Genomic DNA, 11,262 nt, shown 5'->3' on the forward strand with positions numbered 1-11,262 from the left:
AGGAAGACAAGGGAGACAAGAGGGACAAGGGAGCAGGTGGGCAACAACTACCAACTACCAACTACCACTGGTCACTGGTCACTGGTCACTGGTCACTGGTCACTGAATTACTGCCAGCCTTTATAGTCTTTGACGTTTTCTCTGGTAATTAGCCTGACTGGAATCAATATGTCGGGATTCTTCGGCTTCTTGCCATTGAGAATGTCGTTACCAACTCGTACGGCTGTTTGCGTCATGCCTAGCGGATCTTGAGCAGCAGTCGCAACAAAAATACTATTGGGGTCTTCAATTGCTTGTTTTGCTTCCGGTGCGCCGTCTACGCCGACAATGAAAAACTCGTTGCGTCTGGCTTGCTTGGCTGCGAGTTCTGCACCAACTCCGCTCGGATCGTTGATCGCAAATACGGCATCAATTTTGTTAAATGATGTCAGCAAGTCGCTCATGACCCTTAAACCACCATCTCTGCTACCTTCGGCGTTTTGGTCTTTAGAAAGTATTTTGATGTTGGGGTACTGAGCAAAGACTTGTTCGCAACCTTTGACGCGATCGAATACAGATTGTACTGGCGGACCATTCACAATTACAACATTGCCTTTCCCTTTGAGGCGATCGGCAATATACTGACAGCTAATCTGCCCTGCTTGCAGATTATTAGAGGTGACGGTAGCATCTACGCCACCACCCGCACCTGTATCGACTGCGATTACGGTAATGCCTGCTTGTTTGGCTTTTTCCACAGCAGCTGCAATGCCCTCACTATCGCCAGCATTTAGCAGGATTAAGTCCGTGTTAGCGGCAATAAAGTTTTCGATTTGATTGAATTGCAAGTTGAGGTCGTAACCGCTAGAAACAACAGCAGTTCGTACCCCTTCTCCAGCAATTTTCTTAGCCTCAGATTCCGCACCTCGTCCCATCAAGACAAAGAAGGGATTGCTGAGATCGCCTACAGTAATTGCAAGCGATCGCAGTTTTGAGTTTGGATTGATTTGTGCTGTAGAGTTATTTTGGCTATCTGGCGAGCAAGCGACAATGGCACTGCCGATCGCGCCCAATAGACCAATGGCGATCGCGGCTTTTTTCCCTTTCATTTTTTCAACCAGCTTTTAAAAATAGTCAGACCGAATCTATAGTGCGAGATGCGATCGAGATTTCAGGCAATTTTTTTAGTATGCAGAATTATTATTTTGATTTTTTTATTAAACGTTATACATCTATCTTAAAGCTTAGATATTGAAATGGATTGAATGCGCGATCGCCCTGAAATTTGTTGAGACTCGTATGTAGAAGTACCGTTTAGTATCAAAATTTGCTTCAAATTATTCAAACTAGAAACAAAATTTAAATTAAAAATTGTAAATATTGAATTGACCTAATGTCTATTTATCAGAACATCTGAATGCAAGAATGCTTAAAGAGAAAAATCTATTTTATCACGGCTTGATTTGCTATATCTCTGAGTAGAGAAAAGAATTTGAAAAGGAGTGCGATCGCAGAAATAATTAATGCGAATGGAGGATTTATCATCAAATCCTATATATCAGCAATTTCTCTCGCTCAAAAAGCTAGAAGCGATTTGCGATCGCCAATTACTCATCAATTATTTCTCGTACTGCTCGTAAGCCGCAACAATTCTTTGCACTAAAGGATTGCGAACGACATCTTTTTGAGAAAACTCGCAAAAAGCAATTCCTTCGAGATGTTGCAAAATCTTCAACGCTACTGTTAACCCTGATTGTTGTTGCAAAGGTAAGTCAGTCTGAGTCATGTCCCCAGTCACAACCATGCGCGAACGGAATCCCAACCGCGTTAAGACCATTTTCATCTGGGCTGGTGTCGTGTTCTGCGCCTCATCTACAATCACAAAAGCATTATTCAGCGTGCGACCCCGCATATATGCTAGAGGAGCTACTTCAATGACTCCCCGTTCCATTAGGTTAGCCATTTTTTCTTGGTCGATAAACTCATACAATGCGTCGTAGAGGGGACGGAGAAACGGATCGACTTTTTGTTGCAAATCCCCTGGTAAAAAGCCCAGTTTTTCCCCAGCTTCCACGGCTGGACGAGTTAAGATTAACCGTTCGTACTGATTTGCTAACAAAGCTTGGGCAGCAATTACCACTGCTAAATAAGTCTTACCAGTACCAGCAGGACCAGAGCAAAATGTCAAGTCATGGGTACGAATGTACTGAATATACTGACGCTGGCGAAAAGTTTTTGCCCTGACTTCATCGCCGCGACGGGTACGAGCGAGAACGTCTCGCTGTAATTCTTGCAGTTCGCCTTGGCGATGGGTATCTAATGCTTGACGCGCCGTCAGGATATCTGCATTTGAAATACTCTTACCCTGACTCCAAAGATCTTCGAGCGATCGCACTAACTGCTGGCTTAGCTCAATTTGTTTTTCCGTGCCGTAAATATATAACTCTTGCCCGCGCAACACAACTGTAGCACCTGTGAGTCGCGCCAGGGTTTTCAAATTTTCTTCATTTTCTCCAGCTAAAGCGATCGCGCCAGCTTGAGTTGGTAGCGCGATCGTTAAAGGCTCTGCCATACCAGTTTTCTATTTGTCATTGGTCGTACCCTATGGGAAGGGCTTCGCCCTACGCCATCATTCATTTGTCCTTTCTAGCTTACTAGCTACAAACGAGCGGGAACCATCAACCAACGACTAATGAGAACGAGGTTTTTGCACGGGTTTGGGACTCTCACCTCGCTGTTCCCTCAATTTTGGCGCAGATGAACGATCTGATGAACGTCCGGTTTCTTCCCCACTCGTCGCACCATTAAAAGCTTGGCTACCGTAAATATCCAGATATACTGAATGCCCTGACATAGCAGCAGCAGCAGCAATAACCGTGCGAATATTTTGAATATTGCGTCCGCCGCGACCAAAAACTCGCCCCTTGTCTTCACCTTCAAAGGCGACTCTAAGCCAAACCTTTGCCGTACTAGGGAAGAACTCACAATCCACGCTTAGCGAGTTGGGAGACTCCAAAAACGGCTGAATCAAAAATTGCGCTAGTTTAGCGTAATCTGGTTGTCGATCTGAACTTATAGTGCGATCGCCCTTATGAGTTGGTTGATTGGCTGGCTGCGGTATTGAGCTGTTCAAAGACATTAGCTTTTTGTAAAATGTGACGCACGGTATCAGTAGGTTGAGCACCTTGTTGGAGCCGCCTTACGATTCCTGGCACATCTAGCTTAGTTTCGTCAGTTCTGGGGTTGTAGAATCCCAGCTCTTCCAAAGCACGACCTTCGCGCCGAGCGCTGCTTTTTATCGCCACAATGCGGTAACTTGCTTCCCGCTTTTTACCGTATCGCTTCAATCGCAGTTTGATCATACTGGGGTTAACTTCTCCTGTAGGCGGCTAATAGATTGTATTCACTGAATAGATCATCATATCACAGTTGACAGTGACTAGTGACTGGTGACTAGATTCTTCAAGCCACTAGCCACCAGCCACTAACCACTCACAAAGTTCCAAACCCCTTTTTCTTCTTCTCTTTCTTCTTTTTCTTAGCGGGTGCGCCGCCAGCGTAGCCCCGCCAACCAGGGGGAGTAGGACGACTACCAGCAGCATAGGGATCGCCCATACCGCCGCCACCACCGAATAGATTGGGCATACCTGGGAAGCCGCCGCCTTGACCCATCTGCTGCATCATGGCTCGCATTCTCTGGAAGTCGCTCACCAGTTTGCTCACGTCGCTTTCTTTATAACCAGAACCTCTGGCAATCCGGCGGCGACGGCTGGGGGAACTAGATAATAGATCGGGGTCTTTACGTTCCTGCTTGGTCATGGAATTGATCATCGCTTCGCAGCGTTTGAGCTGGGTTTCACCCTGCTTCAGCTGGTCGTCCGACATCTTATTCATGCCAGGAATTAGCTTCATGATGCCACCCAAAGAACCCATGTTCTTCAGCAGCCGCATCTGCTTCAGAAAGTCGGTGAAGTCAAATTTTGCCGAGAGAATTTTCTCTTGCATTTTCTCAGCATCGGCAAGATCAAATTCTTCTTGGGCTTTTTCTACGAGCGTCAGCACGTCGCCCATACCTAAAATGCGCGATGCCATGCGATCGGGGTAAAAGGGTTGTAGTGCTTCTACTTTTTCCCCGACACCGACGAACTTAATCGGCTGTCCCGAGATTCGTCGAACTGAAAGCGCTGCTCCACCTCGGCTGTCACCGTCCAGCTTGGTGAGAATTGCCCCAGTAATACCGACTTGTTCGTGGAAAGTGCGGGTGAGATTGGCTGCTTCTTGACCCGTCATCGCATCCACTACCAACAGCGTTTCGTGGGGTTGCACGGCTTCTTTAACACGAATCAACTCCGCCATCATGTCTTGGTCAATTTGCAGGCGACCAGCGGTATCGATAATAACTGTATCTACCCCTTGTGCTTTGGCTTGTTCGACACCTTCTCGCGCAATCTCTACGGGGTCGGCATTGCTACCCATTTCAAACACGGGTACGTCAATTTGCTTACCCAGAGTCACCAACTGATCGATCGCGGCGGGACGATATACGTCTGTCGCTACCATCAAGCAACTGAGGTCTTGCTTGCGTAGATGTAATGCTAATTTAGCCGTAGCGGTGGTTTTTCCCGTCCCCTGTAAACCTGCCATCAAAACAATGGTAGGGGCTGCGTCTGCCTGTGCGAGGGGAACGTTGGTTTCCCCCATCACTTCTACCAGTTCGTCATAAACAACTTTGATGAATTGCTGGTCGGGTCTAACCCCAGAAAGTACCTCGGCTCCTTGTGCCTTAGTTTCCACGTCAGCAATAAAATCTTTGACTACCTGCAAATTGACATCCGCCTCCAATAAGGCGCGGCGTACCTCCCGCAATGCCTCTTGAATATTGGCATGGGAAATCTTATCTTGTCCCCGCAGCTTTTTCCAGGCAGATTCTAGGCGATCGGCAAGTGCATCAAACATATTTCATCAAGTAAAACGGCGATCGGATTTTGGGAAAGCAAATTTTATCCACTATTCCCATTATGAGGGATAAGGATGAACGGTTGACAGTTGATGGTTGATGGTTGGTAGTTGGTAGTTGCTCCGCAACTCTCTTCTCCCCCTGAGATGGGCGACTCTCCCTCAGCTCAAGAGCAGCTCTTTTCTTCCCCTCACTCCTCGCTCCTCACTCCTCGCTTTTCTGAGAACTATGTTAAGAAATATTAAAAATAGTCATTTTGTATTTTTGGATACAGAATTACCTGCTATAGTAAAAAAGTGAAAGTAAACAGAAAAATATAAAGAGGAATAAATTATGTCTACTCAAGAACAAGCTCGGGCGTTGATGATGCGTCACCACCACGTAGTCAAAAACCGTCAGCAATCGATGTTGAACCGTGCAGCAGCTGAAATTGGTTTTGAAGGTACGACAGAATATTGGAATCATATTCAAGGCAAACCCCACCCCACCTTCTCGGCTAACTACGATCGCAGTGGTTCTTCTATGAGCTAGATGGCGATTTTTGTGTGAAGAAAGTTTGCTAAATTTGTTAAATAACATAAAGCTCCCCTCAAAATTGCATGGCGATCGCAGTTTTGAGGGGAGCTAAAATTTTGCAGTTGAGTACAGATACCGGGAATAACTATACAGAGAATTGCTAAGTCAAGATTGAGTAGTGAACCCGCTACCGATACTAAATATTCTAGTGACGAACAACGTTCTGCTTCTCCGAAGCACTAAAGTCACTATAATAGCAATTCTCGATTGCGTGCGTGACATTTGTAGGGGCGCACAGCTGTGCGCCCCTACAGAGCGTGTGTTTTACCCAATCGAAAAACCGCTATAAAATTACTTCCCACGATAGATGATAGAGTTTTCGTGATTAACATATTTTAACAATTGCCTGCAAAAAAATAGTTGGTTGGCATGTTATCTCGCTGAAAAACGACAGGAGCCAAAAGCAAAACCAACTCGTGCATAGATGCGCTCGCAATTTGAAAAATATAGAACTCACTAAACCTTATGGAAACACTTCCCACGGTTAAAGCGACTCCTGCTCAACACGAACTGACCGATCCAAAAGTAGAAATAGATACTTTAATTACAGCACCTCAACAAGAAACAGAGATCGATCTAGAGTTTCTTTACACCAGAGATATCGAATTTCGTCAAGAAACAATTTACTTTGTGGTAGTCGATCGCTTTTATGATGGCGATCCAAACAATAGCGAAGGTCCTAACCCAGAACTATACGATCCCAATGCTCAAGAATGGGGGAAGTATTGGGGTGGTGACTTACAAGGAATTATCGATAAACTCGATTATCTTAAAGGCATGGGAGTGACAGCAATTTGGCTGACTCCTTTATTCGAGCAAATTGAAGATTTATTTATCGAAAGTGCGGCAATTCACGGCTACTGGACGAAAGACTTCAAACGCTTGAACCCGCGATTTATCGGTCAAGATGAAGATCCATCCCTGAACAAAACTCAAGAAACTAGAAATACCACCTTCGATCGCTTGATTGACGAACTACACAAGCGAAAGATGAAGTTAATTCTCGATATTGTCTGCAACCATAGTAGCCCTGACATTAGCGGAGTCAAGGGAGAATTGTATGACGATGGCGTAAAAATTGCCGACTTTAACGATGATAAAGATCATTGGTATCATCATTACGGTGAAGTATCCAATTGGGAAGATGAATGGCAAGTACAGAACTGCGAACTTTCCGGTTTAGCCACATTTAACGAGAACAACAACGACTATCGTAATTACATCAAATTGGCAATTAAGCAGTGGCTAGATCGAGGCGTGGATGCTTTGCGGGTAGATACAGTCAAGCATATGCCAATTTGGTTTTGGCAAGAGTTTATCGCCGATATTCAAGCCCATAGACCAGATGTGTTTGTCTTTGGTGAATGGATTTTCAGCCATCCACTCGACGATCTCTCGGTAGAATTTGCTAACTGTTCGGGTATGTCCATGCTCGATTTTGGTCTATGCGTAGCAATTCGAGGCGCTTTGGCACAAGGCGCTGAGGGTGGATTTCAACTAATCCAAGATGTTTTCGATCTCGATTACCGCTATAACGGGGCAACAGAGTTAGTCACGTTTATCGATAACCATGATATGCCGCGTTTTCAGTCGCTTAATGCCGACCCGGAAATGCTACGAGTGGCGATCGCCCTAATCATGACATCTCGTGGTATCCCTTGCATCTACTACGGTACGGAACAGTATCTTCACGACGATACAAATGGCGGAAACGATCCCTACAACCGACCGATGATGACGAGTTGGGACAACGACACTGAAATCTATCGTTATATTCGCTTGCTTTCTGGCTTGCGGCGACTCAACCCAGCCGTATCAGTTGGTAGCCATCAGCAGCGATATATTACCCCAGATGTCTACTGCTATGTCAGAAGATATGGTGAGTGTACCTGCTTTGTTGCCATGACTCGGGGTGAAACCGTCACGATTGATACAGTCATGACAGACTTACCAGATGGCGAGCATACTTGCGTGTTAACGCGGCGCAAATTTACAGTGGAGAACGGCGAGATCCGCAATTTAGAACTGGGACGAAGAGATGTCATCGTTCTCAGTCATATTGGGGAAAGGGCAAAAGCTAAAACTTTAGTTAGAGTGCAATTAAATGGGGTCAACACTCAACTCGGTGAAAGAATTGTGGTGATGGGCGATTGTCCAGAACTAGGAAACTGGGATATTGGCAAAGCTTACCCCCTAGAGTACATTAATGCCAATACTTGGTTTGCGGAAATTCCCTTCGAGGAGAGTGCTGGTAAGTTAATTACTTACAAATATGCCATGTTGCGGGAAGGGCGATCGCCATTACGAGAAAATATCGTGGCTCGACGTTGGGTTGTTGCTAGCGAAGGGACGGTTAAGTGGCGAGATCTCTGGGCATCTGGGAGAGAATCGTAGAAAAGTCAAAAGTCAAAAGTCAAAAGTCAAAATAGTTAATAAGCTTCGCGATCGAACTCAAGTAATGGGATAGTGGTGGATTGCTTCTTGCCTATTACCCATTACCCATTACCCATTACCCATTACCAACGATCGACTTTCCCTTCCTAGTTCAGGAAATTGCGAAGACTAAAGTTCGGTTTTACGCCTGTCGCTAGTGCCAAAATCTCGATACTCTCTTATTGAGTAGCAAAAGTAGAACTATCTAGAAAAGCGGAACGGAACGGAGAGTTGCTAGCTGTGAGAGGGGGCGATCGCTGGTGCAAATGCGGACTTTACCAACTATAAGGGAAATTATTACCAAGAGCAGAGCGGATGAGATTGGCTACTACACTCCAGAGTTGGAAACAGAAGTCATTCGCCATACCAGTGCTGCATCTAAACGGCTCAAAGTCGTGAAAGAGTGGAGTGGGGCGATCGCCGCACTCGAACAGCTATTGTTAGATAGTCTTGGTTCCCCGTCAAACTCTTTAGGATTTAAAGGCGATCGAGGCATCGTTTTAGCTGGTCCAGCACCAATTTTGAGTCAAAAAGAGTTGCTGGCTAACTTTCAAACTGGAGTGTTTACCGCAGAGTGGCTGAAGTTATCTGGAGGAAGACCGTTTCAACTCCCGCCAGCTGCAACCAAGTCTGATGTAGCCAAGTCTCAAGCAAAATCCGATCCTTTACCTGTAGCAGTAGAAATCGATCCCCCTGGTAGTACGACTATACCCTTGCTACCGGGAGATCCGCTAGCAAAGGAACAGTTTTGCTTGGTTTTGACAGATAGTTTTAGCTTGGTGATGGTTGCTGGGGTAGATGGCAATAACGACCCAGTATTTATGTTTGCATTTGAACCGGAGATAGTTGCGCAGGCATGGCAGACGCTGCGGGCGCGAGTGGCTCTCACTAGCCCCCGATATCTACTATTGCAACTCGATGCGATCGCCCATAAATATGCTCCCGTTGCCCCAGATTACCGGATCGTGGCTCAATTTAGCCGCCTGTTACTAAAGTATTTGCCAGAACCAGAGGAAGGACAAGGGGACAATGCAAAAGTCAAAAGTCAAAAATCAAAAGTCAAGAACAACGATAATCTTCTTGACTTTCAACTCCCGACTCCCGACTCCCGACTCCCAACTCCCCATTCCCGTCCCGATTTAGAACTCCTGCAAGCATTTGCCCACGAAGTTCGCACGCCTTTGACGACAATTCGCACGCTGATTCGCCTGTTATTGAAGCGACGAGACTTGTCTAGCGATGTGCAAAAACGCTTAGAGGCGATCGAACACGAATGTCGAGAACAAATCGATCGCATGGAGTTGATGTTTCAAGCGGCGGAACTAGAAACATCTGCTTCAGATAGCAATAATAATAATTATTTGATTGCCACATCTTTAGAACAGTTGTTGCAGCAAAGTATTCCCCGCTGGCAACACAGTGCGAAACGCCGCAACATGACTTTAGATGTGATTGTGCCGCAGCAAATGCCAACGGTGATCAGCCATCCTAGTATGCTCGATCGGGTACTGACAGGATTAATCGAGAATTTTACTCGCAGCCTACCCGCTGGCAGTCAAATTCAGGTGCAAGTCATTCCTGCTGGCGATCAACTCAAGCTACAGTTATTTTCGCAACTTCCAGGAGAAGACGACGAAGCGACACAAAGTTTTTCTGTCACGTCGATTGGCAAATCTCTCGGTCAGTTACTCACTTTTCAACCCGAAACAGGCTGTATTAGTCTCAATCTCAATGCTACTAAGCACCTATTTCAATCGATTGGTGGCAAATTGATCGTGCGTCAGAAACCACAACAAGGAGAAGTATTGACAGTGTTTCTCCCCCTATTTGGGAGTGGGGAGTCGTAGGGGCGGGTTTTTTTTGAGGATACCTGTCATCACACAAATGATTCTGCGGTTAAATCCGCCCGTATATATGAATCGAAGGTAATGAGTTGAAGGTAGGTATCGATCGCCAATTACACCGATCGCTTATCGATTGCTTAGCGATTGCTGGGTACTGGTATTTTTACCGACTTACTTTTATTCTTATTCTCGCGGCGATGCTGCCACATGACAACGCCAGTGATGAATAGAACTAAGGGTGCAAATCCTACTAAAACGTAGAGAATGCGTGATGGTAAACCCCAAAATGTACCAACGTGCAGATCGAAAAATGAGTTAATAATGCGATCGCCTAACGATTTTGGCTGTCGCGAATCTTCAACTTGAAGAACTTTTCCGCTGTAGCGATCGATGTGTGCTACACCATAAGTTGACCAGCTTTCGCCATACAAGCCGTAGATTGAAATCGCTCCTGTTTCGGATCCAGGCAAATCTACAGAATTTAGCTGCATTCCTGGTAATGCGGCTTTGGCTTGCTCGACGGCTTGAGTAAGGGTTATAGGTGCTTGTCCCGATATTGGCTTAGAAGTAACGGGATCGTCATTTGGAATTGGGCTAAATGTCACCGCCCGAATCGCCGGATAGGTAAAATCTGAAAAGTTCCAACCGAAGCCTGTAATGGCAGTTAATGAGAGAAAAACCGCTGTTGTAATTCCAACAACTTTGTGTAAATCAAAGTTTCGTCGCTTAATATGCGCTTTCCATTTGATTTTAAATCCGGTTGAAAGTTTGCGCCAACCAGACCACAAGAAAGTACCTGTAACTGCGGCAATTAGCAGAAACAAAGCTACAGTTCCTGTTAAAATTACTCCAGGCTGTTCGACAAACAAACGATAGTGTAGGTTGAGCAAAAAGCGATAGTAGCTGAATCTTTCCAAGCGATCGCCCATCACTTTTTCTGTATAGGGATTGACGAACACTTGATGAGCGCCATCGAGATAAATATCTGGATTTGCATTCGGTTCTTCCATCACAACATGGAAGAGGTGGCGCTCGCTTTTTGGGATGGAAACGCTTACAGCTTTCCATTGCGGATGAGCCGCTTGAGCAATTTCCACGGTGCGATCGATTGATATTGGTTGTCCTTGGGGAATAACTACCCCAAATTGTTGAGACACGATCCAATCGTCAATATCTGAGTGAAAGACAAGCAAGCTGCCTGTAATGCCAATCAGAATTAGGATTAACCCGACAACTAAGCCGATATAACGGTGAATTGAAAATATAAGATTACGCAGTCGTTTTGCACGCATATAGCTATAGATAATTTCAAAAATGACAGATTGCGATCGCACACAAAGCCTCACTCCGCCTGCGGTTCTCTTCTCCTTGGCAAAGCGAGGGGTTAGGGGAGTCAGAGGCTATTCATAAAGTAAATCTTAAACGAGGCAAAAAGGAGAAAAATCAACTGTAGGATGCTCTATTAAGGATTCA

Annotated in this window: 9 protein-coding genes; 3 read left to right on the forward strand and 6 right to left on the reverse strand. The window is 45.5% G+C overall.

Annotated elements, in window-relative coordinates; genetic code table 11:
• Nucleotides 1-107 precede the first annotated feature (107 nt).
• The 5 genes from DSM107010_RS30605 to ffh form a co-directional block, all read right to left on the reverse strand.
• Complete coding sequence (locus DSM107010_RS30605; protein WP_106168664.1) at nucleotides 108-1,088, reverse strand: ABC transporter substrate-binding protein; 981 nt, start codon at nucleotides 1,086-1,088, stop codon at nucleotides 108-110.
• A gap of 509 nt (nucleotides 1,089-1,597) precedes the next feature.
• Nucleotides 1,598-2,551 (reverse strand): PhoH family protein, encoded by a 954-nt coding sequence (locus tag DSM107010_RS30610; RefSeq protein ID WP_015153914.1) that lies wholly within the window; start codon nucleotides 2,549-2,551, stop codon nucleotides 1,598-1,600.
• 117 nt (nucleotides 2,552-2,668) lie between these two features.
• On the reverse strand, nucleotides 2,669-3,118 hold the full coding sequence (locus DSM107010_RS30615; RefSeq protein ID WP_015153915.1) for a KH domain-containing protein: 450 nt from the start codon (nucleotides 3,116-3,118) through the stop codon (nucleotides 2,669-2,671).
• On the reverse strand, nucleotides 3,069-3,341 hold the full coding sequence (gene rpsP, locus DSM107010_RS30620; protein WP_015153916.1) for a 30S ribosomal protein S16: 273 nt from the start codon (nucleotides 3,339-3,341) through the stop codon (nucleotides 3,069-3,071). Before rpsP ends, DSM107010_RS30615 begins: the two co-directional genes overlap by 50 nt.
• A gap of 130 nt (nucleotides 3,342-3,471) precedes the next feature.
• Nucleotides 3,472-4,935 carry a signal recognition particle protein gene (gene ffh, locus DSM107010_RS30625; RefSeq protein ID WP_015153917.1) on the reverse strand — a complete coding sequence of 488 codons (1,464 nt, stop codon included), beginning with the start codon at nucleotides 4,933-4,935 and terminating at the stop codon, nucleotides 3,472-3,474.
• A gap of 334 nt (nucleotides 4,936-5,269) precedes the next feature.
• On the opposite strand from ffh, the gene gifA reads away from it, so the two are divergent.
• From gifA to DSM107010_RS30640, 3 genes are all read left to right on the forward strand, one after another.
• Nucleotides 5,270-5,467, forward strand: a complete 198-nt coding sequence (gene gifA / locus DSM107010_RS30630; RefSeq protein WP_015153918.1) for a glutamine synthetase inactivation factor IF7A — start codon at nucleotides 5,270-5,272, stop codon at nucleotides 5,465-5,467.
• A 510-nt stretch (nucleotides 5,468-5,977) separates the two neighbouring features.
• On the forward strand, nucleotides 5,978-7,906 hold the full coding sequence (locus tag DSM107010_RS30635) for an alpha-amylase family glycosyl hydrolase (RefSeq protein ID WP_015153919.1): 1,929 nt from the start codon (nucleotides 5,978-5,980) through the stop codon (nucleotides 7,904-7,906).
• 305 nt (nucleotides 7,907-8,211) lie between these two features.
• A complete protein-coding gene (locus tag DSM107010_RS30640) occupies nucleotides 8,212-9,792 on the forward strand; it encodes a sensor histidine kinase (protein ID WP_127024699.1) in 1,581 nt (526 codons plus the stop codon).
• A gap of 134 nt (nucleotides 9,793-9,926) precedes the next feature.
• Here the strand turns inward: DSM107010_RS30640 and DSM107010_RS30645 are convergent, their stop codons facing one another.
• Entirely contained in the window at nucleotides 9,927-11,081 is a 1,155-nt protein-coding gene (locus DSM107010_RS30645) for a PepSY-associated TM helix domain-containing protein (protein ID WP_106171613.1), read from the reverse strand.
• Nucleotides 11,082-11,262 lie beyond the last annotated feature (181 nt).

This window comes from Chroococcidiopsis cubana SAG 39.79, assembly GCF_003991895.1.
GTDB classification, from domain to species: Bacteria; Cyanobacteriota; Cyanobacteriia; order Cyanobacteriales; family Chroococcidiopsidaceae; genus Chroococcidiopsis; species Chroococcidiopsis thermalis.

Excerpts from the sequence above, each read along its gene's own strand:
- DSM107010_RS30640 (WP_127024699.1), top strand. The coding sequence starts at position 8,212 with ATGCGGACTTTACCAACTATAAGGGAAATTATTACCAAGAGCAGAGCG.
- DSM107010_RS30615 (WP_015153915.1), bottom strand. The coding sequence starts at position 3,118 with ATGTCTTTGAACAGCTCAATACCGCAGCCAGCCAATCAACCAACTCAT.
- ffh (WP_015153917.1), bottom strand. The coding sequence starts at position 4,935 with ATGTTTGATGCACTTGCCGATCGCCTAGAATCTGCCTGGAAAAAGCTG.
- DSM107010_RS30645 (WP_106171613.1), bottom strand. The coding sequence starts at position 11,081 with ATGCGTGCAAAACGACTGCGTAATCTTATATTTTCAATTCACCGTTAT.
- DSM107010_RS30635 (WP_015153919.1), top strand. The coding sequence starts at position 5,978 with ATGGAAACACTTCCCACGGTTAAAGCGACTCCTGCTCAACACGAACTG.
- DSM107010_RS30605 (WP_106168664.1), bottom strand. The coding sequence starts at position 1,088 with ATGAAAGGGAAAAAAGCCGCGATCGCCATTGGTCTATTGGGCGCGATC.
- rpsP (WP_015153916.1), bottom strand. The coding sequence starts at position 3,341 with ATGATCAAACTGCGATTGAAGCGATACGGTAAAAAGCGGGAAGCAAGT.
- DSM107010_RS30610 (WP_015153914.1), bottom strand. The coding sequence starts at position 2,551 with ATGGCAGAGCCTTTAACGATCGCGCTACCAACTCAAGCTGGCGCGATC.
- gifA (WP_015153918.1), top strand. The coding sequence starts at position 5,270 with ATGTCTACTCAAGAACAAGCTCGGGCGTTGATGATGCGTCACCACCAC.